The organism is uncultured Friedmanniella sp., from assembly GCF_964244285.1.
Lineage (GTDB): Bacteria > Actinomycetota > Actinomycetes > Propionibacteriales > Propionibacteriaceae > Microlunatus.
Window position 1 is genome coordinate 141,000 of record NZ_CAXTHT010000004.1, and the last position, 23,967, is coordinate 164,966.

At 73.3% G+C, this 23,967-nt stretch carries 22 protein-coding genes; 9 read left to right on the top strand and 13 right to left on the bottom strand.

Annotated features, from left to right (window positions below; all coding sequences use genetic code 11):
- Window positions 1-27 precede the first annotated feature (27 nt).
- From ACFE7W_RS11860 to ACFE7W_RS11880, 5 genes are all read right to left on the bottom strand, one after another.
- On the bottom strand, window positions 28-1,599 hold the full coding sequence (locus tag ACFE7W_RS11860; protein ID WP_375424999.1) for an ATP-binding cassette domain-containing protein: 1,572 nt from the start codon (window positions 1,597-1,599) through the stop codon (window positions 28-30).
- Entirely contained in the window at window positions 1,596-2,594 is a 999-nt protein-coding gene (locus tag ACFE7W_RS11865; protein ID WP_375425000.1) for an ABC transporter permease, read from the bottom strand. The genes ACFE7W_RS11860 and ACFE7W_RS11865 overlap by 4 nt, the downstream gene beginning before the upstream one ends.
- Before the next feature lie 133 nt (window positions 2,595-2,727).
- A complete protein-coding gene (locus tag ACFE7W_RS11870) occupies window positions 2,728-3,618 on the bottom strand; it encodes an ABC transporter permease (RefSeq protein WP_375425001.1) in 891 nt (296 codons plus the stop codon).
- Between the two features lie 3 nt (window positions 3,619-3,621).
- A complete protein-coding gene (locus tag ACFE7W_RS11875) occupies window positions 3,622-5,229 on the bottom strand; it encodes an ABC transporter substrate-binding protein (RefSeq protein WP_375425002.1) in 1,608 nt (535 codons plus the stop codon).
- Window positions 5,230-5,348: 119 nt separating this feature from the next.
- The gene (locus tag ACFE7W_RS11880; RefSeq protein WP_375425003.1) at window positions 5,349-5,954 is read right to left on the bottom strand and encodes a TetR/AcrR family transcriptional regulator; all 606 of its coding nucleotides are present in this window, start codon (window positions 5,952-5,954) and stop codon (window positions 5,349-5,351) included.
- 104 nt (window positions 5,955-6,058) lie between these two features.
- Here ACFE7W_RS11880 and ACFE7W_RS11885 point away from each other — a divergent pair, with 104 nt between their 5' ends.
- On the top strand, window positions 6,059-6,853 hold the full coding sequence (locus tag ACFE7W_RS11885; protein WP_375425004.1) for an SDR family NAD(P)-dependent oxidoreductase: 795 nt from the start codon (window positions 6,059-6,061) through the stop codon (window positions 6,851-6,853).
- A 17-nt stretch (window positions 6,854-6,870) separates the two neighbouring features.
- Here ACFE7W_RS11885 and ACFE7W_RS11890 read toward each other — a convergent pair whose 3' ends face one another.
- Genes ACFE7W_RS11890 through ACFE7W_RS11910 form a run of 5 tightly spaced genes read right to left on the bottom strand, consistent with a single transcriptional unit; the run spans window position 6,871 to window position 10,947 of the window.
- Window positions 6,871-7,686, bottom strand: a complete 816-nt coding sequence (locus ACFE7W_RS11890; protein ID WP_375425005.1) for an SDR family NAD(P)-dependent oxidoreductase — start codon at window positions 7,684-7,686, stop codon at window positions 6,871-6,873.
- Entirely contained in the window at window positions 7,683-8,537 is an 855-nt protein-coding gene (locus ACFE7W_RS11895) for an N-acyl homoserine lactonase family protein (RefSeq protein ID WP_375425006.1), read from the bottom strand. The genes ACFE7W_RS11890 and ACFE7W_RS11895 overlap by 4 nt, the downstream gene beginning before the upstream one ends.
- 7 nt (window positions 8,538-8,544) lie before the next feature.
- Complete coding sequence (locus ACFE7W_RS11900) at window positions 8,545-9,726, bottom strand: diaminopropionate ammonia-lyase (RefSeq protein ID WP_375425007.1); 1,182 nt, start codon at window positions 9,724-9,726, stop codon at window positions 8,545-8,547.
- Window positions 9,723-10,469 (bottom strand): SDR family NAD(P)-dependent oxidoreductase, encoded by a 747-nt coding sequence (locus ACFE7W_RS11905; protein ID WP_375425008.1) that lies wholly within the window; start codon window positions 10,467-10,469, stop codon window positions 9,723-9,725. Before ACFE7W_RS11905 ends, ACFE7W_RS11900 begins: the two co-directional genes overlap by 4 nt.
- A 25-nt stretch (window positions 10,470-10,494) precedes the next feature.
- Window positions 10,495-10,947, bottom strand: coding sequence for a heme-binding protein (locus ACFE7W_RS11910; protein WP_375425009.1), 453 nt, complete (start codon window positions 10,945-10,947; stop codon window positions 10,495-10,497).
- A gap of 57 nt (window positions 10,948-11,004) precedes the next feature.
- Between ACFE7W_RS11910 and ACFE7W_RS11915 the strand changes: the two genes are divergently transcribed.
- Genes ACFE7W_RS11915 through ACFE7W_RS11925 form a run of 3 tightly spaced genes read left to right on the top strand, consistent with a single transcriptional unit; the run spans window position 11,005 to window position 14,545 of the window.
- Window positions 11,005-12,519, top strand: coding sequence for a gamma-glutamyltransferase (locus tag ACFE7W_RS11915; protein ID WP_375425010.1), 1,515 nt, complete (start codon window positions 11,005-11,007; stop codon window positions 12,517-12,519).
- A 30-nt stretch (window positions 12,520-12,549) separates the two neighbouring features.
- Window positions 12,550-13,794, top strand: a complete 1,245-nt coding sequence (locus tag ACFE7W_RS11920; RefSeq protein WP_375425011.1) for a M20 family metallopeptidase — start codon at window positions 12,550-12,552, stop codon at window positions 13,792-13,794.
- Between the two features lie 52 nt (window positions 13,795-13,846).
- On the top strand, window positions 13,847-14,545 hold the full coding sequence (locus ACFE7W_RS11925) for a GntR family transcriptional regulator (RefSeq protein ID WP_375425012.1): 699 nt from the start codon (window positions 13,847-13,849) through the stop codon (window positions 14,543-14,545).
- 71 nt (window positions 14,546-14,616) lie between these two features.
- On the opposite strand, the gene ACFE7W_RS11930 is transcribed toward ACFE7W_RS11925, so the two are convergent.
- Complete coding sequence (locus tag ACFE7W_RS11930; RefSeq protein ID WP_375425013.1) at window positions 14,617-15,567, bottom strand: hypothetical protein; 951 nt, start codon at window positions 15,565-15,567, stop codon at window positions 14,617-14,619.
- A gap of 172 nt (window positions 15,568-15,739) precedes the next feature.
- Complete coding sequence (locus tag ACFE7W_RS11935) at window positions 15,740-17,227, bottom strand: flavin-containing monooxygenase (RefSeq protein WP_375425014.1); 1,488 nt, start codon at window positions 17,225-17,227, stop codon at window positions 15,740-15,742.
- Window positions 17,228-17,357: 130 nt separating this feature from the next.
- Between ACFE7W_RS11935 and ACFE7W_RS11940 the strand changes: the two genes are divergently transcribed.
- The 5 genes from ACFE7W_RS11940 (at window position 17,358) to ACFE7W_RS11960 (ending at window position 23,020) form a co-directional block, all read left to right on the top strand.
- Window positions 17,358-19,022, top strand: a complete 1,665-nt coding sequence (locus ACFE7W_RS11940) for an ABC transporter substrate-binding protein (protein WP_375425015.1) — start codon at window positions 17,358-17,360, stop codon at window positions 19,020-19,022.
- The gene (locus tag ACFE7W_RS11945) at window positions 19,019-19,930 is read left to right on the top strand and encodes an ABC transporter permease (protein ID WP_375425016.1); all 912 of its coding nucleotides are present in this window, start codon (window positions 19,019-19,021) and stop codon (window positions 19,928-19,930) included. The genes ACFE7W_RS11940 and ACFE7W_RS11945 overlap by 4 nt, the downstream gene beginning before the upstream one ends.
- A 10-nt stretch (window positions 19,931-19,940) precedes the next feature.
- Window positions 19,941-20,939, top strand: a complete 999-nt coding sequence (locus tag ACFE7W_RS11950; RefSeq protein ID WP_375425017.1) for an ABC transporter permease — start codon at window positions 19,941-19,943, stop codon at window positions 20,937-20,939.
- Window positions 20,936-21,967 (top strand): ABC transporter ATP-binding protein, encoded by a 1,032-nt coding sequence (locus ACFE7W_RS11955; RefSeq protein WP_375425018.1) that lies wholly within the window; start codon window positions 20,936-20,938, stop codon window positions 21,965-21,967. Before ACFE7W_RS11950 ends, ACFE7W_RS11955 begins: the two co-directional genes overlap by 4 nt.
- 84 nt (window positions 21,968-22,051) lie before the next feature.
- Window positions 22,052-23,020, top strand: a complete 969-nt coding sequence (locus ACFE7W_RS11960) for an ABC transporter ATP-binding protein (protein ID WP_375425019.1) — start codon at window positions 22,052-22,054, stop codon at window positions 23,018-23,020.
- Window positions 23,021-23,062: 42 nt separating this feature from the next.
- Here the strand turns inward: ACFE7W_RS11960 and ACFE7W_RS11965 are convergent, their stop codons facing one another.
- Entirely contained in the window at window positions 23,063-23,908 is an 846-nt protein-coding gene (locus ACFE7W_RS11965; protein ID WP_375425020.1) for a helix-turn-helix domain-containing protein, read from the bottom strand.
- Window positions 23,909-23,967 lie beyond the last annotated feature (59 nt).

The following is a 23,967-nucleotide window of genomic DNA, read 5'->3' on the forward strand; positions in this document are numbered from 1 at the left end:
AACGACGGGCGGGAGCGCGCCGGCGGGCTACGCGGCGGGGTAGATGGTCGGCGAGGCCGCCAGCAGCGCCCTCGTGTACGGGTGCTGGGGGTCGGCGAAGACCTGGTCGAGAGGCCCGCGCTCGACGATCGCGCCCTGGTTCATCACCGCGAGGTCGTCGGCGATCCGGCGCGCGACCGCGAGGTCGTGGGTCACCATCAAGATGGCGACGCCGAGGGAGAAGCGCAGGTCCTCCAGCAGGTCGAGCACGCGGGCGGCCAGCGAGGCGTCCAGGGCGCTCACCGGCTCGTCGCAGACCAGGATCTCCGGCGAGGACGCCAGGGCCCGGGCGATCGCCGCCCGCTGGCGCTGGCCCCCCGACAGCTCCCGGGGACGCGCCCGACCCATCCGGGCGTCCAGGCCGACCCGTTCCAACAGCTCGGCCGCCGCGTCCGCGCTGGCCCGTCGCGACAGCCCCCGCCCCCGCAGCCGCTCGACGAGCTGCGCGGAGACGGTCAGCCACGGGGTCAGCGAGGATCCGGCGTCCTGGAAGACCAGCTGCGGTCGGGCCGCGCCGCTCACCTCGATGGTCCCGGCGTCCGGCCTGGTCAGCCCGGTGGCCATCCGCAGCACCGTCGACTTGCCGCAGCCGCTCTCCCCCACCAGCGCGAGCGACCCGCCCGGAGCGACGGCCAGCGAGACGTGGTCGACGGCGGTGAACCGGCCACCCTGACGGCGGAAGGTCTTCACGACGTCGTCCACGGCCAGCACCGGCGCCCGCTCGGCCGTCGGCTCGGGCACCGCCGCGGCCGGACGGTCCCGGACCACCACCTTGTTGACGTCGAGCCGGGCCTCGAGCAGCCTCGACGTGTACGCGTGCTGCGGGTTCGAGAGCACCTCCGCCGTCGGCCCGAGCTCGCAGATCTCGCCCGCGTACATGACGGCGATCCGGTCGGCGACCTGGGCGGCCACGCCGAGGTCGTGGGTGACGAGCACGATCGAGCAGCCGTGCTCGTCCCGCAGCCGCGCGAACAGGGCGATGATCTGCGCCTGCACCTGGACGTCGAGCGCCGTGGTCGGCTCGTCGGCCACCAGCAGGACGGGCGCGCCGCCGCTGCCGGCGGTGATGGCGCCGGCGATGCTGGTCCGCTGGCGCAGCCCACCAGAGAGGACGTGCGGCCACTGCTTCATCCGCGTCGCGGGCTCAGGGATGCCGCAGTCGGTCAGAGCCGCGACGCCGCGGGCCTCGTCGGCGCCGCGCTCGCAGACCTGGTTGCCGATGGTCATCATCGGGTCCAGCGAGGTGAGCGGGTCCTGGAACACCATCCCCAGCAGGTCGCGTCGCACCTGCCGTCGCTGTCGGTCCTCCCCGCCCAGCATGTCGACGCCGGCCACCTGCACCGAACCGGTCACGGTCGTCCGGCGGCTGACCAGCGGCAGCCCGACGAGGCAGCTGCTGAACACGCTCTTGCCCGACCCCGACTCCCCCACCAGGGCCACGATCTCCCCCGGTGCGATGTCCAGGCTCACGCCCTTCAGCGCGGCCAGCGTGCCGTCGTCGGTCTCGAAGGTGACTGCGAGGTCGCGGACCGACACGACCGGCGTGGCGGGGACGTTCATCGGGCACTCCTGAGGCGGGGGTCGACGGCCAGCTGCAGCAGGTCGACGACGAAGTTGACGGCCACGTACGCGGCGCCCAGGACGAGCACGACGCCCGTGATCGCCGGGAAGTCCGAGCTGCCGATCGACTTGGCCAGGTAGCCGCCGACGCCGGGCCAGGAGAAGACGAGCTCCACCACGATCGAGCCCGAGAACAGCATCCCCACCTGCAGGCCGGCCATCGACAGCGCCGGGTTGGTGGAGTTGCGCAGCGCGTGCCGGCGGCTGACCTGCCACCAGGTGAAGCCCTTGGCCTGGGCTGAGCGGACGAACTCGGTCTGGGCCGTCCGGCGCAGCGACCCGCGCAGCGTCCGGCCGATAGCCACGGTCGAGCCCACGGCGAGCACCGCCGCCGGCAGCAGGACGTGGTGCACGGCGTCGAGGAAGCCGCCGAGGTCCCCGCCCAGCAGGGTGTCGACCAGCAGCAGGCCGGTGGGCCGCGAGCTGGAGTACTCGCTGCTGCGGCCGCCCGCCGGGAACCAGCCGAGGTTGCGGTACAGCACCAGGATGGCCACGATCGCCACCAGGAAGGTCGCCGAGGACGAGCCGGCGACGGTGACCAGGCGGACCAGCCCGGACCAGATGCCGCCACGGGAGCTCAGCAGGCCGAGCAGCAGCCCGCCGAGCACCGCCATCACCGCGGCCACCAGGACCAGCTCCACCGTGGCGGGCAGGTACTGCAGCACGTCGGCGGCGACCGGGTTGCGGGTGCGTAGCGAGGTGCCGGCGTCGCCGTGCAGCAGCCGGTCGAGGAAGTGGACGTACTGGACGGGGAAGGGCTCGTCGAGGCCCAGCCGGGCGCGCGTGGCCGCGACCACCTCGGGGGTGGCGTTGCGACCGACCAGCAGCCGGACGGGGTCGGCCGGCAGCCGGCTCTGGATGAAGAACACGGCGAGCGTCAGCACGAGCAGCACCCCGACCAGCGAGGCGACCCGGCTGAGCACGAACCGGGTCATCAGCGGAGCCTCTCGGAAGTGAGGAGTGATCCCGGGCGACACGCTTTTCGTCGTCCGGAATCGGGACGAACGAGTGAGATCGGGCGAAGCTCAGGACCCGGGAGCGCGGAGCGCGACCATCCAACGCGGGCCATCAGCCCTCCACCAGGTCCTGGAGCCCGTCGCCGGCGTAGTTCGCGAGCACGGCGACCGCGAACAGGGCGACCGCAGGAGCCAGCGCGATCCACGGCGCGTTGAAGAGGTACGTCAGGCCGCCGGCGGACATGCTGCCGATCTCCGCGGCCGGGGGCGGCGACCCGAGCCCGATGAACGACAGCCCGGCCAGCACCAGCAGCACCGAGCCCACGTCCATCGACGCGGCCACGAGCACCGGGCCGAGGCTGCCGGGCAGCACGTGCACCAGCGCGCGCCGGACCGGGGAGAAGCCGCCGAGCCGGGCCGCGTCGACGTGCGGCAGCTGCATCACCGTCCGGGTCTGGCCGCGGACGATCCGGGCGTACCAGGGCCACCAGGTGACGGCGACCGCCAGCAGGGTGTTGCGCAGGCTGGGCCCGAGCGCCGCCACCACCATCAGCGCCACCAGCGTCCCGGGCAGGGCCAGGGCGGCGTCGGTGAGCCGCATCAGCACCGCGTCGACCACACCGCCGGACATCCCGGCGACCAGGCCGATGACGCTGCCGACCGCTGCGCCGATCGCGATCACCGCCAGGGCCCCGAACCAGCTCACCCGCAGGCCCACGAGCACCCGGGACCAGACGTCGCGGCCCTGGCTGTCGGTGCCCAGCCAGAAGCGGCCGCCCGGGGCGACGAACGGGTCCCCGACGATCGCCTTGGCCGTGTGCGGGGCGAGCAGCGGCGCGAGGAGAAGCAGCACGGTGAGCAGCAGCACCAGGGTCAGGGCGATGCGCTCGGGCAACCCCGTGCGGGAGCGTCGCAGCGCGCCGAGGGCGTTCCAGCGGCGGGGCGCAGGTCCCGGACCGGGTCCGCCCGGGGTGGTGGCCAGGGAGGGCGAGAGTGCGGCCACGGGTCACGGGGTCCCGGTGAGGGACTTCAGCGCCAGGGTCCGCGGGGTCGGCAGCCAGTGGGCGAAGCCGGAGATCGAGGCGCGGGTGATGAAGACGTCCTGCAGGTCGGCCAGGCTGATGTAGCCGACCTGGTCGTGCACCAGGTCGCCCGCCTTGCCGTAGTCCGCGGCCGCCGCATCGGCGTCGAGCGAGGCGAGCCCGCGGTCCATCAGCGCGTCGCCCTCCTGGGAGCCGGCGAGGAGGTAGTTGAGGCCGCCACTGCCCGTGGACTGGTCGGAGTAGAAGAACAGCCGGGCCCAGGCGTCGGGGTGTGCGGAGTCGGGGTAGGAGGCCTCGTAGAGCAGGTCGGGCGCCTTGCTCGGGTCCTTGCTGAAGCCGTAGTAGTCCGACCCCTGGGTGGGCACGAGCTTCACGTCGACGCCCGCCTGCTGCCACTGGGCCTGCAGGGCCTGGGCCACCTGCTCGTCCTGGGTCAGGCCCGCGATGTAGCCCAGCGTCAGCGTCTTGCCGCCGAGTGCGCCCTTCAGGGCCGAGGTGTCGGTGGTCCAGTCGTCGGCGGCCAGGCCGGCCGGCAGGTTGGCCACCGGGTACATCTGGGTGGACGGTGTCGCGTAGCTGCCCCAGATCTGCTTGACCAGCGCGTTCCGGTCGAGAGAGGCCCGCACGGCCTCGCGGGTCTTCTGGTCGGCGAGGACTCCGGTGCGGTTCACGTGCAGCCACGCCTTCTGCAGCAGCGGCTGGGCCTCGACATGGAAGTCGGCGTTGCCGGCGAAGCTCTGCACCGTGGCGACGGGCTGGCCGGAGATCACGTCCAGATCGCCGCCTTGGAGCTGCAGCACCTGGTTGGCCGCGTCCGGGATGATCTTGAACGTCACGGCCGCGAAGTGCGGAGACGCGCCCCAGTAGTGGTCGTTGCGGGTGAGCGTGTACTGGCTTCCGGTGTCGAACTGGGTGACCGCGTACGGGCCGGTGCCGGCCGTGTGGGTCTTGAGGTAGGCGAGGGCGTCGTCGCTCTTGTGCTCGTCGAGCACCTTGGGGTCGATGATCTTGGGACCGAACGGGCTGGCCAGCAGGGACAGGAATGAGGCAACCGGGGTCTTGAGGTGGATGACGAACGTGGCGTCGTCGGGGGTCTCGTAGCTCTTCACGCCCGCGACCATGTAGCCCATCTGGGAGGCGACCTTCTTGTCGCCCATCCGCTCGAAGCTCTGCTTGACCGCGGCAGAGGTCATCGTGGTGCCGTCGGCGAACGTGACGTCGGTTCGCAGCTTGAAGGTGTAGGTCAGACCGTCGGTCGAGACGTCGAAGCTGGCCGCGAGCAGCGGCACGATCGTGTTGCTGGAGTCGGTCGCGTAGTCGAGCAGACCCTCATAGACCGAGGTCAGGACCTGGCTGCCCTCGAACTGGTACTCCGTCGTGGGGTCCAGCGTGGTCATGTCGCCGGAGAGGGCCATCCGCAACGTGGCCGACCCCGGTGAGGACGAGCCGCCGCCCTCGCTCACGCCGCCGGCGCTGCTGCAGCCGGCGGCGGCGACCAGGAGAGTCGTCGCCGTGGCGGCGACAAGCCAGCTGCGGGTACGCCGGCGCGTGCTCCTGAGGCGCCTACTCATGCGTGGTGGTCTGCTCATGGGTGGTCCCCTGGTCCTCGGACGGCCCCGGTCCCGTCGACCCGGCACTTCGTCTAATTTATAAAACATCATAGATGTGTCGACGGGGTAACGCCTAGGGGTCAGTCGGTGTTGATTCCGCGCAGCAGGTCGTCCACGGTGCCGTGGGCGTCGGCGACCGGCTGCGTCGGCCAGTCGACGTCCGCCTTGTGCAGCCGCAGCGAGACCAGGCCATGCAGCAGGGCCCACAGCCGGAAGGCCAGGGCCGGATCGGTCGGTCCGCCGAGCACGTCACCGAGCAGCCTGGAGGTCTCGTGCAGCAGGTCCCAGCGTTCGTGGGCCACCGCGCGCGATCCGCCGGCCCAGCGGTCGGCGGTCTCGAAGAGCAGCTGGTAGGCCCCGGGATGCTCCAGGCCCCAGCCGACGTAGGCCGCGGCGAAAGCCCGGAGCCGGTCGATCGGTGCCGGCGCGTCGACCAGGGCCGCCCGCATCGTCGCGGACAGGGCGTCGAGCTGGTCGTCCAGGACGGCTTCGATCAGCGCCGCTGAGGAGTCGAAGTGCAGGTAGACCGCGGCCGGTGAGACCGAGCACGCCCGCGCCACCGCCCGCAACGACGGGAGAGCCACCTCCTGGGGGTGCAGCAGTAGCTCCCCCGCCGCGTCGACGAGCTGGTGACGGAGCTGGTCGCCCGCCCCTCGGGGATTGGGCTCGCGGGCGGTTCCGGGCACCAGTCCTCCTTCCGGTCGACGGCCAGACAGTTCCTGGACAGATCGCTGAACATCTGTCAACCTAACTCATGAACACCCGTTCACCCACCTTGAGAGGACGACCCGTGCCCATCGACCACACCTCGACCACCGCCCTCGTCACCGGGGCCAGCTCGGGGCTCGGCGCCGAGTTCGCCCGTCAGCTGGCCGCCCGAGGCGCCGACCTCGTCCTCGTCGCCCGGCGCGCCGACCGGCTGGAGGCCCTCGCCGCCGAGCTGCGGGACCGCCATCGGTGCACGGTCACGGTGATGGCCCGCGACCTCGCCCAGTCCGACGCCGGACCTGCCCTCGCCGCCGACCTCGGGGCCCGGGGCATCGCGGTCCAGACCCTGGTGAACAACGCCGGCTTCGCCACCCGCAACCGCTTCGAGCGCGAGGACGGTGGCCGTATCAGCGCCGAGGTGGCGTTGAACGTGAGCGCCCTGGTGGGGATCACCCATGCCTTCTACCCGCAGCTGCTGGCGGCCGGACGGGGTGCGCTGGTCAACGTGGCCAGCACGGGCGCCTACCAGCCCGTCCCGCTGATGGCCGTCTACGGCGCGACCAAGGCCTTCGTCCTCAGCTTCACCGAGGCGCTCTGGTACGAGGCGGCCGGTACCGGCCTGCGGGTGCTGGCCCTGTCCCCGGGCGCGACGGCCACCGAGTTCTTCGACGTCGCCGGCGAGGGGTCCCGGGTGGGCAGCGTGCAGACACCGGCCCAGGTCGTGAGCCTGGCCCTGGCGACCCTGGACCGGCGCAACCCCCCGCCGAGCGTGGTGTCGGGCGGCGCGAACCACCTCACCACGGTCGGCACCCGGCTGCTGAGTCGTCGCGCGGTGGTCCGGGTGGTCGGCCGGCTGACCGAGCGCCAGCCCGTCTGACCGGGTCCGGTCAGACGTCAGCCGACGCTCCAGCCGCCGTCGACGACGAGCTTCTGGCCGGTGACGTAGCGGCTGAGGTCGGAGGCGAGGTAGACGAACGCGTCGGCCACGTCGGCGCCGGTGCCCAGCCGGCCCCACGGGATGCGCTGCTCGAACCGGGCCTGCTCCTCGGTCGGCTCGGTACCGTCCTGCTCGGCCCGGTCCCGGAAGAGCTGTTGCAGCATCTCGGAGTCGATCTGGCCCGGGCACACCGCATTGACCCGGATGCCGGCGGGCGCCAGGTCGGCGGCCATCGACTCAGCCAGCCCCACCATCCCGAACTTGGACGCGGCGTAGGCCGCGTTGCCGGCCCCGCCGCGGACCCCGAACAGCGAGGACGTGAGCACTACCGAGCCCGGACGCCCGGCCGCCACCAGCCGGCCGGCGAACTCCCGCACGGTGGTGAAGGCGCCGGTCAGGTTGACCTCGAGGCAGCGGGCGAACTCGGCCGGGGTGATCTCCAGCGCCGGCTTGAAGACGAGGATGCCGGCGTTGGCGACGACGACGTCAGCCACCCCGAACGTGGACTCCACCAGGTCGGCGCCCGCGCGGACGCTGTCGGGCCTCGTGACGTCCAGCTCCAGGGCGAGCGCGGCGGTGCCCGTCGTCTCGCCGATGTCCTCGGCCGCCGCCGAGACGCCGACCAGGTCGACGTCGGCCAGCGCGACCTGCGCACCGTGCGCGGCGAGGGCGGCGGCGATGGCCCGTCCGATGCCGCGTCCCGCGCCGGTGACCACCGCCACCCGGCCCTCGAGCAGGCGAGGGGGCGGGCCGGGGGCCGCGGGTGGGTTCATCGGTGACCTCCGGGTGGGTGACGGACGGCGCTGACGGCGACCTGGTCGTGTCCGGGGACCAGGCGCGCGCCGGTCTCGCGGGTCCGGGCGAGCAGCAGGGCCAGGGACTCGCGGGCCTGCTGCTCGTCGTCCTCGGTGCCGCCGGCGCAGGAGCCGCAGGGCACGTCGTCGAGCAGGTTCTGAGCCAGGTCGGTGGCGTCGGCGGGGAAGATCCAGGTGCCGGTACCGGACAGCTCCACCTGGAGCGAGAGGTGGCCCGGCGTGTGGCCGGGCGTGGGCAGCACGACGACCCCCGGAGCCACCTCGGTCTCGGCGTCGACGGTCTGCCACCGCGTCCCCGGAGCCGTCCAGTCGGCGGCGTCGAAGCCGGCGCCGAACTCGGCCCGGCCGCCGCGCGCCCACTCCAGCTCGTCGGCGTGCACCAGGACGGGGACGCCGGCCTCGGCCAGGGTCGCGATGCCTCCCGAGTGGTCCCAGTGGAAGTGGCTGACCACGGCGAGCGCCAGATCGGCCGGGCGCAGGCCGACCCCGGCCAGCGCCCCGACCAGCGGGTCGCCCGGTAGGCCCCAGGTGCAGCGGTCGGCCGGCGGTGCGGGCGGCAGGTGCCACGGCGGTCCGGGCAGCGGACCGGGCGGGAGGTTGCCGCGGTAGACCTGCTCGACTGCGGCGGCGTCGTGGTTGTGGCGGCTCATCCCGGTGTCGAAGAGCACCCAGCCCTCGCTGGTCTGCACGACAGCCCCCGAGAGCGGCTCCCAGTAGTGGTGGTCGGGATCTCCACCGACCAGCGACAGGGCCTTGCTGACACGTTCGGCACCGAACTGCAGCACGAACAGGCGTTCGGCCAGGGCCATGACGGCCTCAGCCCCGGGCCAGGACGGCGGCGTAGTTCTCGGGGTCGGTGGCGCCCTCGGTGTTCACCACGAGCACCGAGGCGTTCGCGTCCAGCCCGACGGCAGCGGCCAGGGCGGGCTGGTCGGCGGCGGCGAGCAGCGCACCGAGACCGGCCGCGCCCGACTCCCCCGCCACCACGCCGACCGCGGCCAGCGCGCGCATCGCCGTGTCCGTCCAGGCGTCGTCGATGGCCACGAAGACGTCGGTCCCGGCGCGCACCAGCGGCCAGACCAGCTCCGAGGGCAGGCCGCAGTTGAGTCCCGCCATGGTGGAGCGGTGCGGCCCGGGCACCTCGGTGAGCCGGCCGGCCCGGGCCGAGGCCATCAGGCAGCCGGCCGAGGTCGGCTCGACCACGGCCGTGCGGATCTCTGCCGCCCGGACGGTGACCGCCGATCCGCGGTAGTGGCGCAGTCCTGCGGCCGCGAAAGCTCCGACGCCGGCCTGCAGCACGACCAGGGAGGGCGGCCGATAGCCGTGGGCGGTGACCGCGTCGTCGATCTCGTGGAACATCGTCGAGTAGCCCTCCACCACCGCCCGCGGCACGGAGGCGTAGCCGGGCCAGGAGGTGTCGGAGACGACCAGGGACGCCTGCCCGGCCAGGGCGGCGGAGGCCGCGATGGCGTCGTCGTAGGTGCCCTCGACCACCTCGACCCGGGCGCCCTCGCTCGCGATCGCCTCGATCCGGGCCGTGGCGGTGCCCTCAGGCACCAGGATGGTGGCGGACGCGCCGAGCAGCCGCGCCATCCGGGCCACGCCGCGACCGTGGTTGCCGTCCGTGGCGGCCACGAGGGCGACGCCCCGGCCGGCCAGCGCGGTCCGGGCCGTGGGTAGGTCGAGGGTGGCCGGGTCGACCCCCAGCCAACCGGCCACCGCGTGCATCGAGGCCCAGGAAGCGCCCAGGATCTTGAACGAGGGCAGGTCCATCCGGACCGACTCGTCCTTGACCAGCAGCTGCGCTACGCCCAGCCGGGCCGCGAGCTCGGGCAGGTCGTGCAGCTCGGTCGGCCGGTAGCCGGGCAGGGTGGCGTGCCGGCGCATCGGGGCGCGGTCGAGCGGGGCGAAGTCCCCGTCCGGCAGCGGCCCGACGGCGTCGTTGACGTACCAGCTGACGCCGGTGTCCGTGGTGGTGGCCGCGGTGGTGGTGGTCATACCGCCGTGTACCCCCCGTCGACGACCAGCGCCTGGCCGGTGATGTACCCCGAGGCCGGCGACATCAGGAACAGCAGGACCCCGGCGAGGTCCTCGCTGACGGCCTGGCGGCGCAGCGGGATCGAGTTCGTGAGCGCGGTGACGGCCGCCGCCGGGTCGGTCTGATGCGACCAGTAGGCGTCGTTGAACGGGGTGTCCACCCAGCCCGGGCAGACGGCGTTGACCGTCACCCCCGACGGACCCAGCTCGTCGGCCAGCGAGCGGACCAGCCCCAGCAGGCCCGCCTTGGTGGCGTGGTAGGCCGGCATCCCGGCGTGACCGCGGAGGGCTCCGGTCGAGGAGGTCAGCACGATCCGGCCCTGCGGCGCGCGCTGCAGGTAGGGCGCGGCGGCCTGGCAGGCCAGGAACGGTGCGCGCAGGTTCACCGCACTGCTGTGGTCCCACTCGGCCACCGTCCAGTCCGCCAGCGGTCGTGCCTGCAGCACGGCGGCGTTGTAGAACATGGCGTCCAATGTGCCCCCTCCGAGCTCGACCGCCGCGGCGACCGCCTGCTCGGCCGCCTCGGCCGCGCTGAAGTCACAGGCGAGGAAGCGCAGCGCACCGGGCATCGGCTCCGCCGCCAGCCGCCGCCCAGCCTCGGCGTTCCGGTCGGCCAGCAGCACGTCGTCGCCCCGCTGCCGCAGCGCCCGCACGGCGGCCGCCCCGATCCCGGACGCCCCGCCGGCCACCAGGACGGTGCTCATCGGGCTGTCCTCTCTGCCGTGGGGCTCATCGGGCTGTGCTCGTCGACGCCGTGCTGAGGCCTGCGCCGACGACGGCCTTCTCCGCGCAAGCCTCGTCGACGACCGACTTGGCGCCGCTGACGCCCACGCCCCCGATCAGCTCTCCCTCGAGGTAGACCGGGACGCCGCCGGGGAAGACGACCGCCCGGCCCCCGAGCGTGCTCGACAGGCCCCAGTCCCCCGCCCCGGGGATGGACGTCTGGGCCCAGGCCCCGGTGGGCAGGCCGAAGGCGACGGCGGTGTAGGCCTTGTCCGAGGCCAGGGAGTGGGCGCCGAGCTGGGCGCCGTCCATCCGCAGGGCGGCGACGGGGTTGCCGCCGCGGTCGACCACGACCACCGCGAGCCGTTCGCCGACGGCCGCCGCCTCGGACTTCAGGCCACTCAGGATCTGCTCGGCCAGTTCGAGGTTCATGTCGGGCGTCGCAGATCGTCGTTTCATGTATGCTTTATAATTCATACCGAAGCGAGAATGCAACCGACACCTCCGGAGACCGAGATGCCGCTGACCCCGCCGGCTCCTGTGCCTGCGGCCCCTCCCCCGCTCCGGGGCACCCGCGGCGCGGTCGCGGCGGCGCACCCCGACGCCGCCGCGGCCGCCTCAGCCGTGCTGCGACGAGGGGGCAACGCGGTCGACGCGGCCATCGCCGCCTCGGCCGTCATCTGCCTGGTGATGCCGCAGGCCGCGTCCCTCGGCGGTGACCTGCTGGCTCTGGTGCGGCGTCCCGACGCGACGACCGTCGCGGTGAACGGGACCGGGACCAGCGCGTCCTCGGCCCCGGCCGACTCGTGGCCCTCGGACCGGTGGTCGACCGGGGGCGGCGCGGTCACCGTCCCCGGTCTCGTCGCGGCCTGGGCTGAGCTGCACGACCGGTTCGGGTCCCTGCCGCTCGCCCGGGCCCTGGCGCCGGCGGTGAGCCTGGCGCGGGAGGGCGTGGCGGTCGACGGTGACCTGGCGGCGGCGGTCGGCGCCCAACGGGACCGGTTGCTCGCCGGCGGTGCGGCCGACTGGGCGCTGCTCGACCGCCGCCCCGGCCAGAACTGGCGACAACCCGCCCTCGCACGGCTGCTGGAGAGCGTCGGTCGGGAGGGACCGAACGCCTTCTACACCGGCCCAGCGGCGGCGGCGGTGGCCGAGGCGGTCCGGCGGAGCGGCGGCTGGCTGGACGAGGACGACCTCGGCCGGCACACGAGCGTCGTCGGGGAGCCGGTCACCGTCCCCTGGGCCGGCGCGCAGGTCCACGTCCAGCCCCCGTCCTCGCAGGGGGTCCTGCTCGCGATGGCCCTGCACCACCTGGAGCGGTGCGGCCCGGCCGCGTACGGGCTCGATCCGCGGGAGGGTCCCGGCCTGGCCCACCTGCTGGTCGAGCTCACCGAGGCGGCCTTCGGCTCCCGGGCCGACTGCGCGGCCGGGGAGGTGCTGCTCGACCGGACGCTGGAGGTCGACCCCCAACGGGCGGCGGGTCGCGGCGGCCCGCGCGCGTACCTGCACACGGCGGGCGTGGCCGTCGCGGACGCCGACGGCTGGGTCGTGTCGTCCCTGGTCAGCGTGTTCGACGACTTCGGCTCGGGCGTGCACGTGCCCGAGCTGGGCCTCACCCTGAACAACCGAGCGGCCGGCTTCACCGACGGCGCGAACGCTCCCGGGCCGGGACGGCGTCCCGTCCACACGCTCGCTCCGGCGCTGGTCGAGGGCGACCCGGTCCTCGCGCTGGCCACGCCGGGAGCCGACGGTCAGGTGCAGACCCTGCTGCAGCTGCTGGCCGCGGTGCGCTACCGGGGGCTGTCGCTGGCCGAGGCCGTCGCGGCGCTGCGCTGGCGGACCGAGGACGGGTCCCTGCTGGTCGAGGCCGGCCACCCCGACCATGACGGGCTGGTGGCCCGCGGCCACCGCGTGGTCGACCGTCCGGCCGGGGACCCGGTCTTCGGGGGCGTCGTCGCCGCCGGGGTCGACGTGGACGGCCCGTTCTGCGTCGCCGACTGGCGCCGCCAGGTCGCCGCCGCGACCGTCTGACCCCGCCCACTCCCTACCGTCAGGACCCCCGTGAACCCGACCCTCACCCGTAGCGCCGAGCTTGTCCGCGCCTTCTCCGCCGAGGTGGCCGACCAGGTGGTGGGACGCTGCGCTGCCCTGGTCGCCGCCCCGAGCGTCAACCCGCCGGGCGACACCCGCGAGATGGCCGACCTCGTCCAGGCCGCGCTCCGGACGGCGGGGCTGGACGCCCGGCAGGAGTCGGCCGTGCCGTCGATGCCGTCGGTCATCAGCGAGCTCGACTCCGGACGGCCTGGCCCGCACCTGGTGCTGAACGTGCACCTGGACACGATGCCGCCCGGGGACGAGAGCCGCTGGACGGTGCCGGTCTGGGAGCTGAGCCGCGTGGACGGGCGGCTGCACGGGCTGGGGATGGGGAACATGAAGGGTGCCGTAGCCGCCATGCTGAGCACCGTCGAGCTGCTGCACCGGGCCCGCGAGCAGTGGTGCGGTCGGATCACCTTTCTCGCCGTCAGCGACGAGGTGGTGTTCGGCGAGAACGGCTCCGCGCACCTGCTGCGGCAGCACCCCGACTACGCCGGCGACGCGCTGATCTGCGGTGAGGGCCCAGGCTTCCGCCGCCTCGCCGTCGCCGAGAAGGGCGTGCTGTGGCTACGGCTGAGCGCGCACGCGGACGGCGGCCACTCCTCCGCGGTGACCCGGGACGCCTCGGCGGTCAGCCGGCTCAGCCGGGCCCTGGTGGCCGTCGACGACCTGAACGGACGCGAGGTCGCGCTGCCTCCGGAGCTCGCCGCGCACTGGTCCGGCGCCGTCGCCCGCGAGCTGACGCTGAGCGTGAACGCCGGAACGGTCGCCGGCGGCACCTTCGTGGGCCAGATCGCCACCGAGGCGGCCGCGGAGCTGGACCTGCGCCTGCCGCCGGGTCTGTCGGCCGACTCGGCCGAGCAGCTCGTACGCGAGGCGGTCGCCGGCGTCGCGGGCACGGAGGGCCAGCCCGTCGAGGTGAGCCGGATCAAGGGCTGGGACGCGAACTGGACCGACCCGACCTCGACCGTCGCGCGGGCCTGGGGTCTGGCCACGGCGGAGCTGCGGGGGGTCGGGCCGACGCTGGCGGTCCGGCTGCCGGCGAGCGACGCCAGCCGGTGGCGCCAACGCGGCGTGCCGGCGCTCTGCTATGGCCCGCAGCCCTCCTGGTCGGCGGGGGTGGACGACTACGCCGAGGAGTCCGAGGTGCTCGGCTGCGTCGGCCTCTACACCCTGACGGCCCTGACGTTCCTGCAGCGGTCCCCCGCCTAGCCCCACTCGTGTCCATATAGTGCTCGTATCCACCGAAGAAGCCGGAGCTCCCGTGACCACCGAAGGTTCCCTCGCCAGCGGCCGTAGCGACCTGTCGCTGGCCCTGCCGCTGCTGTCGGGGGCCAGCACGCTGCCGTCCATGCTCTTCGACAACCTCGAGGAGGCGATCATCACCGGGGTGCTCGAGCCCGGTGGCCGCATCCACGCCGACGACCTCGCCGCCCACTACGGGGTGAGCCGGATCCCCGTCCGGGAGGCGCTCCGGTCGCTGCACGAGGCCGGCTGGGTGGACATCAAACCGCGCTACGGCGTGCGCGTCCGCGAGCGCACCGAGACCGAGCTGACCGAGCTGTTCGAGTTCCGCGCGCTGGTGGAGGCCCGGGTGGCCCGCTGGGCCGCGGAGCGCCGCACCCCCACCGACCTCGCCGCGTTGGAGCGCTCCGTGCAGGCCGGACGCCGGGCCGCCGGCGATCACATCGCGCTCAGCCGTTCCAACACCGACTTCTACGACGCCCTGAGCGCCGCCGCCCACAACTCGGTGCTGGGCACGACGGCCGTCGGCCTGCGCAAGCGCGCCCGCTTCTACTTCTCCACCGTCGAGGACCAGCTGGGCAGCGACTGGATCGAGGTGCACCGCAGCCTCTATGAGGCCGTCGCCGCGGCCGAGCCGGACGAGGCCAGCCGTCTCGCCGAAGCCCACATCGTCGAGACCGGCGCCGCCGTCCGCGGCCTGCTGTTCCCCCACCCCTGACCCGACCGGGCCGTAGCAGGTTCTTCCGACCACCGCAGGGGCGCACGAGGGCTCAAGCGGCCGTTCGGCCCTCATGCGCCCGGCCGGCGGGGCGTCCCAGGGCCGACGGGGCGCAGGAGGGTGCGGGCTGCGCCCCGCCGCAGCGCACGACGCATCCGCGCCGCGAACAGCGTCTCCTGCAGGAGGTCGGTCGAACCCCAGCGCACGAGCTCCCAATCCTGGTCCCGCAGTGCGTCCTCCCGGCGTTTCTCGAAGTGCACCGCGTCCGCTGATGTCGTACCGGGGCTGAGCAGCCGGTCGTACTTGCCGCGGCCGTCGAACTCACCAAGGGTCCGCTGGCCTTCCCAGACGAAGTCCACGCGTCCGACGAACTCGCCATGGTCGTCGACGACCTCGAACTGCAGGTCGGAGGGATCAAGGCCCAGCCGGTGCAGGACCACCCGGCTGGCCGACTCGCCGGCGCTCTCGCTCCGCCCGTCCAAGAGGTCGGCGGCACGCTGAGCGGCCGGTAGCCCGCGCCAGCCTCGAGCAGCGACGAGGGCCGCATCGAGCTCGGATTGCCCCAGCCCGCTCCTCAACGCCGCGTCGCCGGCGGCGACAGAGTGGGTCAGCGGGAGGGTCCGGCCAAGATCGACCACGGTGCGGGCGAGTGAGGTGACGGGCATCTCGTCGACCAGAACCACGTCTTCGGCGGTCATCGGTGCGACGCGTACGTGGACGCCGCCGCGACGCTTGCCGCTCCCCGGCGGCCGCCTGGTCACCTGCACCTGCCGCAGGTGCTCCTCCCAGACGGGCAGGCCGTGCAGCACCGCCGCCGACACATGGCTGACGACCGAACCGTCGGCCAGCAGGGGCATCGTCACCTTCACGAGTCGGCGGTGTCGGGCGGCCGGGTCGGCGGGCTGGTCGTCGGCCAGGGCGTAGGTGCCCCGGCGTAGCCGCACCACCTCACCCAGCCGCTCGAGCCTGGCCAGCTCGTGGGACGTGAACCCGGCGAAGCGGGCGTCAGGAAGAACGATCACGGAGTTAGCCGACCACGCCCGGGCCGCCTGCGCGAGACCCGCCAGCGGGGCTGTGGACGCCGCGGCAGCACGGAAATCCTGTGGACAGTGGCTCATGCGGCCCGCCGGCCTCCGTGCGCCCCGCCGACGGGGCGTCTCACGGCCGCCGGGGCGCATGAGCCCACAGCCGGGGTCAGGTGGGAGAGCGCCGGGTGCGGCGGCCGAGGGTGCTGACCCGGCGCAGGACCAGGGTGAGCAGGGCGTAGAGGGTCTCGCAGTCGGGCCACTGGGTGACCACGCGGCCGGTGGCGGAGGTGAAGTAGTTGTCGGTGGAGGTGAAGGCGGTGCGGGCGATGAGGCGCTGCAGCCAGCGGTTGTAGAGCCGGGTGAGGTCGGCCCGCACCTCGACGGCCGTCACCCCGGTCCGGCCGAGGCGGGCGATCTCCTTGGCCGCGTACTCGGCCTGCCGTTCGAGGTTGAACATGATCAGGCCGCCGTTGGTGTTCGGCCCGTAGAGCATGAAGAAGTTCGGGAAGCCGGGCACGGTCAACCCCAGGAAGGCCTGCGGCTCGTCCCCCCAGACCTCGTGCAGCGAGAGGCCGTCGCGGCCGACCACCTCCAGGGTGCGCAGGTACGCCGCCGCGTGGAAGCCCGTCGCCAGCACCAGCGCGTCCACCTCACGTTCGGTCCCGGTGGTGTCGACCACCCCGGTCGCCGTGCAGGCGGCGACGGCGTGCGGCACCAGCTCGACGTCGTCGCGGACCAGGGACTCATAGAACTGGCTGCTGAGGACGGCCCGCTTCCCCCCGAAGGGGTAGCGCGGGGTCACGGCCTCGGCCAGGTCGGGCCGGTCGGCGAAGACGTCGGCGATGTTGGCCAGCGCCGTCTCCCGGGCGCGGGTGTTGCTGCGCGTCCCGGGCCGGAAGAACGCTCCGGCCACCTCCCGGCGCTCCTGGCGCAGGTAGAGCCGCAGCCGGTTGGCCCGCCAGACCCCCGGCAGCCGGAACAACCGGCGCTCGAGCGGGGTGAGGTCACGGTCGTTCTTGGGCAGCAGCCAGCCGGGCTGGCGCTGGAAGACGTGGATCTGACGGGCCTGCCCCGCCAGGGTCGGCACCACCTGAGCCGCGCTCGAACCGGTGCCCATCACCGCCACCCGGAGCCCGGTGAGGTCGACCGACTCGTCCCAGTACGCCGTGTGCAGCGTCCGGCCGCCGAACTCGTCCAGCCCGGGCACGTGCGGGGTGTGCGGCGCGCTGAACATCCCGACGGCGCTGACCACGGCGTCGAAGCGGTGCTCCTCCCCCTCGGCCGTGACCAGCACGTACCCCTGGGCCGCCTCGTCCCAGCTCACGCGGGTGATCGTGGTCGAGAGCCGGAACAGCGGCTCCAGGTCGAGGGCGGACACCAGGTGATCCACGTACGCCTGCAGCTCCGGCCGACGGACGTGGGTCCGGCTCCAGTCGTAGGGAGCGAAGGAGAAGCAGTAGAGATGCGCGGGAGCGTCGGTCTCCGCGCCGGGGTAGCGGTTGTCGAACCACGTCCCGCCCGGCCCTGCAGACCGCTCGAAGATCGTGATGTCCGCGATCCCCTGCCGACGCAGGTTGACCGCCGCCGCGATGCCGCCGAAGCCGCCGCCGATGACCGCGACGGAGGGCCTGCGACGCTCCGAGCTCCCTGCCACTCCGCCTCCTGCCGCTGTGTTCTGGAGCAACGTGACTGTTACGTCCCCGTCCGCCCGCCCTCTCGACAAGCGCTGCTCATACTTTATACATTATCGAGCACAAACCGCCGACCGTCCCGAGAGGACCACCGTGACCGAGCAGACCGTACGCCTCGACGCCGCCGGGCTCGACCGTCGCACCTTCCTCCGCTCCGCGCTGCTGGGCGGCAGCCTGCTGGTGGTCCCCGGCGGGCTGGCCGCCTGCTCCCGCCCCAACAGCTCGGCCGACGCCGGCTCCGCCGCCTCCACCCCCACCGGGCCGGCCAGCACCGACGGCGAGCTCGTCTTCGCGGTCGACCAGCTCACCGGCTCCAGCGACCCCGGCGCCTTCGCCAGCTTCGGGAACTGGATGGTCATCGACTGCGTCGCCCGGGGGCTCACCCACGTCGACTACGAGACCAGCGACGTGAAGCCCGCGCTCGCCGAGAGCTGGACCGTTTCGGACGACCAGCGCACCTACACCTTCACGATCCGCTCCGGGGTGACCTTCCACGACGGCAACCCGGTCACCGCCCAGGACTTCCAGCGCTCCTGGCGGCGGCTCTTCGACGACAAGGACCCGACCCGCGACCCCACGACCTACGCCTCCGTCGAGCTGGGCGGCGCCAACGTGAAGTCGTTCAAGGCGACCGACGACAGCACCTTCGTGGTGCAGCTGGTCGACGCGGACGTGGCCTTCCTCGCCCGCTGCTCCAACCCGAACTCCGTCGCGCTGTCCTCCGCCGCGATCGAGAAGGCGGGCAGCAAGATCGGCCAGCACCTGGTCGGCTCCGGCCCGTACAAGTTCGTCAGCTTCACCGAGGGCCAGTCGGTGATCCTCGAGCGGAACGACGACTACTGGGAGGGCAAGCCGACGCTGGCCAAGGTGGTCTTCCAGATCCTGCCCGACCCGTCGTCCCTGGTCAGCGCGCTGAGCAGCGACGCCGTCAACGCGACCTGCTTCGCCCCCGTCTCGAACGTCCCCCGGCTGAAGAACAGCGGCCTGGTGGTCGCCGACGCCAAGCCCTACATCGACATCTACCTCGGGATGAACCTCAGCAAGCCGACCCTGGCCGACCTCAAGGTCCGGCAGGCGATCAACCTGGCGATCGACCGGCAGGCGGTGGTCTCGTCGGTGTTCGCCGGCGCGGGCGCGGTCCCGGGCGGCATGGTGAGCCCGGCCGAGCTCGGCTACGACGACAGCCTGAAGTCGCTGTCCACCCTGGACGTGGAGAAGGCGAAGTCGCTGCTCACCGAGGCCGGTGCGGTGGGCAAGGAGATCAGCGTCATCGCGGTCAACATCTTGTTCTGGCCCGCCCTCGGCCAGGTGATCGAGGCCAACCTCACCGCGATCGGGCTGAAGCCCAAGGTCGAGTACCTCGACGGTGCCAGCTACGGCGACCGGGCGACCAAGAACCAGCACGAGCTCTTCATCGAGCAGCGCTCGGCCTTCGTCGCCGACCCCGACAACAAGCTGACCCCGCTGATCGCCGGCGACTCCGGCTACAACAAGGCCTGGCTGCACGTCGACAGCGTCCTGCCGACGGAGCAGAAGAAGCTGGACGGCCTGCTCACCGCGGCCCGGGGCGAACCCGACCGGGACAAGCGCAAAGCGCTCTACGTCGAGATCCAGACCTACTGGACCCAGAGCATCCTGGCCACGGCGATGGTGGCCTACCGCTACCTGCCCACCGTCCAGTCGGCCAAGGTGCAGGGGCTCAACCCGGATGCGCTCGGCACCTACCGCACCTTCTTCGAGAAGGCGACCGTCGGATGACGGCCCTGCCGGCGGGCGTGGGGGCGCTCCCGCCGGTGGTCGCTCGCGTCCGGGGTGGGGAGGCGCTGCGGCTGCTGCTGCGGCGGCCCTCCTCGGTCGTCTCCTGGACCTTTCTCGTGCTGCTCGTGCTGATCACGGTCGCGGCGCCGCTGCTGGCGCCGGCCGACCCGGTCGCCCAGAACTTCAACACGACGCTGCTCGCGCCCGGCGCGCCCGGCCACCTGGCCGGCACCGACAACCTCGGTCGCGACCAGCTCTCCCGGCTGCTCTACGGCGGCCGCCCGATCCTGCTGACCGCGGTCTGCTCGGTGGTCGTCTCGACCGTGGTCGGCACCCTGTTGGGCATGTGGGCGGGCTTCCGGCGCGGCTGGCTGGACACCGTGGTGGCCCGCAGCATGGACATCCTGCTGTCGTTCCCGCTGATCCTGCTGGCGATCATGATCGTGGCCGCGCTCGGATCCGGCGTCCAGAACGTCATCCTGGCCATCGCCATCTCGCAGCTGCCGGTCTTCGCGCGGCTGGCCCGGGCGCTGACGATGCGCGAGGCCGACCGTGAGTACGTCCTCGCCGTCCGGGCGGCGGGCTTCGGACCGGCCCGCATCCTGTTCCGCGAGATCCTGCCCAACCTCGTGGGCCCGGTGATCGTCCAGGCCACCTCGACCGTCGCCGTGGCCACGGGGCTGACCGCGGCCCTGTCCTACCTGGGCCTGGGCGTCCAGCCGCCGACGCCGGACTGGGGGCTGATGGTCAAGGAGGCGCAGGAGTTCCTGTTCGACGCCCCCGACCTGGCCGTCGTGCCGGGCGCGCTGATCACCCTGTTCGTGCTGGCTTGCAACTTCGCGGGCGACGACCTGCGCGACGTGCTGGACCCGGGCAACTCGATGACCGGCAAGGCGGCACGCGCATGAGGGGGCTCTTGTGAGATCACTCGGCCGGCGGCTGCTCGGGGTGCCCCTGGTGGTCTGGGGGGCGGCGACGCTGGTCTTCGTCGTGCTGCGGATCGTGCCGGGCGACGCCGTGGCGAACTCGCTACCGCCCACGGCGACCCTGGAGCAGAAGGCCGAGATCCGCCGCAACCTCGGCCTCGACCAGTCGCTACTGACCCAGTACGGCCTCTACCTCAAGGGCCTGGTCCGCGGCGACCTCGGCAGCTCGTTCAGCGGCGGCCAGTCGGTGACCAGCCTGCTGGGTGCGGCACTGCCGGTGACCATCGAGCTGGCCCTCGCCTCGGGGCTGGTGCTGGTGGTGGTCGGCCTGGCGACGGGCATGCTGGCCGCGGCCCGTTCGGGCACCTGGATGGACACCGCGACCCGGACGGTGGCCACAGTGCTGTTCTCGATGCCCTGGTTCTTCCTCGGCGTCAGCCTGATCGTGGTCTTCAGCGTGTACCTCGGATGGCTGCCCAGCTTCGGCCGCTTCCCGCCGGGCACCGACTACACCTCGACCACCGGCTTCGTGCCGGTCGACGTCGTGCTGCAGGACCGCTACGACCTGCTGGCCCCCTGGGCCGAGCACCTGCTGCTGCCGGCGGTCACCGTCGGGCTGACCACCGCGGGCTTCCTCACCCGGATCACCCGGGCCAGCTTCGTGGAGACGATGAGCGAGGACTTCGTCCGCACGGCCCGCGCCAAGGGCATGGGTCGGGCGGCGATCTTCTGGCGCGAGATCTTCCGCAACGCCTCGCTGCCGATCGTGACCATCCTCGGCCTGCAGGTCGGCGCCCTGCTCGGTGGTGCCGTGGTCACCGAGGCGGTCTTCTCCTACCCCGGTATCGGCCGGTTGATGGTCTCCACCATCGCCTCGCGCGACTACCCCGTCGTCCAGGGCGCGGCCCTGGTGATCGCCCTCGCGTACGTGGTGATCAACGTCCTCACCGACGCCTCGTACGCCTTGCTGGACCCGAGGTTGCGGCGGTGAGCGCCGAGCCGGTGGTGCCGCCGGTGCTGAGCGTGCGGGACCTGCGCGTCACGTTCGACGGCCCGCGCGGCCCCGTCCGCGCCGTGGACGGCGTCACCTTCGACCTGCGGCCGGCCGAGGTGCTGGCCGTGGTCGGGGAGTCCGGCTCGGGCAAGAGCGTCACGGCGATGACCCTGCTGGGCCTCACCCGTGGCCAGGCGCGCTCGGTCACCGGCGAGGTCTGGTACGGCGGCCGCGACCTGGTCACCCTGCCCGACCGTGAGCTGCGGCCGCTGCGGGGGCGGCGGATCGCGATGATCTTCCAGGACCCGATGACCTCGTTGAACCCGACCAAGACCGTCGGCCGGCAGATCGTCGACGTGCTCCGGCTGCACCTGGGGATGAAGGCGAGGCCGGCGCTGGCCCGGGCCGTCGAGCTGCTCGCGGAAGTGGGCATCTCCCAGCCCGAGAGCCGCATCGACAACTACCCGCACCAGTTCTCCGGCGGGATGCGGCAGCGGGTGATGATCGCGATGGCTCTGGCGTGCGAGCCCGAGGTGCTGATCGCCGACGAGCCCACGACCGCGCTGGACGTGACGATCCAGGCGCAGGTGCTGGCCCTGCTCCGCCAGCTGCGCGAGACCCGGGGCACCGCCATCGTGCTCATCACCCACGACCTCGGCATCGTCGCCGACATCGCCGACCGCGTCGCGGTCATGTACGCCGGACGGGTCGTCGAGCAGGCCGACCGCGACCGCGTCTTCTACGACCCGCAGCACCCCTACACCTGGGGCATCCTCGCCTCGGTGCCGCGCATCGACCTGGACCGGGTGGACCGGTTGGTGGCCATCCCGGGCGCGCCGCCGCAGCTGGACGACCTGCCGCCGGGCTGCGCCTTCGCCCCCCGCTGCCCGGTCACGACCGATCGCTGCTCGGAGCAGCCCCCACTGCTCCCGCGCAGCGCTCCTGACCACCTCGACGCCTGCTGGCGGGAGCCGGCCACCCGCCCGCCGCTGCGGTTGGCTGCGCTCGGGAGGGAGACCGGATGACCGCCCGGCGACCGACGAGCAACCCCATGACCGCCCAGCGACGGAGGAGCACCCCATGACTGCCCGGCGACCGAGGAGCACCCCATGACTGGTCTGCTCGAGGTCGACGACCTGGTCCAGCACTTCGCGGTCCCGGGCCGGCGGGGCGCCGTGGTGCACGCCGTCGACGGGGTCACCTTCACGGTGGCCGAGGGCGAGACGCTGGGCCTGGTCGGGGAGTCCGGCTGCGGCAAGTCGACGCTGGGCCGCAGCCTGCTGCGCCTGCACGCGCCGACCGCGGGACGCATCCGCTTCGCGGGGACCGACATCACGTCGCTGTCGGAGCGCCGGCTGCGGCCGTTCCGGCGGGACCTGCAGATGGTCTTCCAGGACCCGTTCGCCTCGCTCAACCCGCGGCGGCGGATCGAGGACATCGTCGGCGACCCGCTGCTGGTCCACGGCGAGCGGGACGTGACGGTACGGCGACGGGCCGTGGCCGCGATGCTGGAACGCGTCGGCCTGCCGGCCAGCCTCGCCCGGCGGTACCCCCGCGGCCTCTCCGGTGGGCAGCGGCAGCGGGTGGGGATCGCGCGGGCACTGGTGGTGCAGCCGCAGTTGGTGGTCGCCGACGAGCCGGTGTCGGGACTCGACGTGTCGGTCCAGGCCCAGGTGGTGAACCTGCTCGAGGACCTCCAGACCGAGCTGGGGCTGACCTACGTGCTGATCAGCCACGACCTGGCCGTGGTCCGCCACGTCGCCGACCGGATCGGGGTGATGTACCTCGGCCGGCTGGTCGAGCTCGCCGCCGCCGACGCCCTCCACGCCGCCCCGCGGCACCCCTACACCGAGGCCCTGCTGTCGGCGGTCCCCATCCCCGACCCCCGGCGCAGCGCCGCCCGGGAGCAGATCGTGCTGCATGGGGACGTGCCCAGCCCGATCGACCCGCCGTCGGGCTGCCGGTTCCGCACCCGGTGCGGGTACGCGACCGACGTCTGCGCCGAGGTCGAACCACCGCTGGTCGAGGCGGCGCCGGGCCGGCTCGTGGCCTGTCACCACCCGCGCCCCGCGCCCTGATGGTGCCCGCCGTGCCCCTCGGGCCCGGGCGGCAGCGCGGGGTCAGGGCAGCCGCTGCCGGAACTCGCGCGGGCTGAGGCCGGCCGCGGCGGAGAAGCGGCGCGACAGGTGGTGCTCGTCGGCGAAGCCGACCGTCTCGGCGACCTGGCGCAGCGGCAGCGTGGAGTAGCGCAGCAGGTCCCGGGTCGCCGCGATCCGGTGCTGGGTGCGGTAGGCGGCCGGCGTCGTGCCCAGGGCCCGGCGGAACGCCTTGCGCCACGTCTCGTAGGCCATCCCGACCTCGGCGGCCACCTCGGCCAGATCCAGCCGCTCGGCCAGGTCGGCCTCCAGCCGCGCCCGGCTGGCCTGCAGCCAGCCCTCGGCGACCGTCCGGCCCTCACCCCCGGCCGGACGGGTGGCCCCGTCGACCTCGATCAGCAGCTGCAGCACCCGGCACGCCTCGTCCTGCAGGCCGGCGACCGTCCTCGGTGTCCGGGCCAGGCGGAAGGCGTCGAACCGGCCGGCCCAGTACGGTAGGGGCTCGAGCACCCGGACGGGACGCTCGGCGTCGATCAGGCCGGTCGTCCTGGCCAGCTCGAACAGGGGCCCCTCGACGACCAGGAACACCACGTCCCAGCGCTGTCCGGCCCACGGCCCGTACCAGTGCGGCACCCCGGCGCCGACCGTGACCAGGGAGCCCGGAGTGACGCGCTGCCGGTGCGCGGTGCGGCCGTCCAGGTAGCTGCCCTCCCCCCCCGTGACGTACACCAGGGAGTGCTCGGGCAGCGCTCGGAGCGTCCGGGTGCCGAGCCCTCGACCGTGTCGGACCCGACCGGTCAGCCGCACCCGGCCCAGGCCAGCGCCGAGGTCCGGGCGGCCCGCCAGCTGGACGTCCTCGGGTGGTTCCACCAGTCCCCTCCTGCGTTGAGGTGATCGACCATAACGTGCACGTCCGCCCACCAGGGCTA

Excerpts from the sequence above, each read along its gene's own strand:
- ACFE7W_RS11860 (WP_375424999.1), bottom strand. The coding sequence starts at position 1,599 with ATGAACGTCCCCGCCACGCCGGTCGTGTCGGTCCGCGACCTCGCAGTC.
- ACFE7W_RS11865 (WP_375425000.1), bottom strand. The coding sequence starts at position 2,594 with ATGACCCGGTTCGTGCTCAGCCGGGTCGCCTCGCTGGTCGGGGTGCTG.
- ACFE7W_RS11875 (WP_375425002.1), bottom strand. The coding sequence starts at position 5,229 with ATGAGTAGGCGCCTCAGGAGCACGCGCCGGCGTACCCGCAGCTGGCTT.
- ACFE7W_RS11890 (WP_375425005.1), bottom strand. The coding sequence starts at position 7,686 with ATGAACCCACCCGCGGCCCCCGGCCCGCCCCCTCGCCTGCTCGAGGGC.
- ACFE7W_RS11895 (WP_375425006.1), bottom strand. The coding sequence starts at position 8,537 with ATGGCCCTGGCCGAACGCCTGTTCGTGCTGCAGTTCGGTGCCGAACGT.
- ACFE7W_RS11900 (WP_375425007.1), bottom strand. The coding sequence starts at position 9,726 with ATGACCACCACCACCGCGGCCACCACCACGGACACCGGCGTCAGCTGG.
- ACFE7W_RS11905 (WP_375425008.1), bottom strand. The coding sequence starts at position 10,469 with ATGAGCACCGTCCTGGTGGCCGGCGGGGCGTCCGGGATCGGGGCGGCC.
- ACFE7W_RS11910 (WP_375425009.1), bottom strand. The coding sequence starts at position 10,947 with ATGAAACGACGATCTGCGACGCCCGACATGAACCTCGAACTGGCCGAG.
- ACFE7W_RS11915 (WP_375425010.1), top strand. The coding sequence starts at position 11,005 with ATGCCGCTGACCCCGCCGGCTCCTGTGCCTGCGGCCCCTCCCCCGCTC.
- ACFE7W_RS11945 (WP_375425016.1), top strand. The coding sequence starts at position 19,019 with ATGACGGCCCTGCCGGCGGGCGTGGGGGCGCTCCCGCCGGTGGTCGCT.
- ACFE7W_RS11960 (WP_375425019.1), top strand. The coding sequence starts at position 22,052 with ATGACTGGTCTGCTCGAGGTCGACGACCTGGTCCAGCACTTCGCGGTC.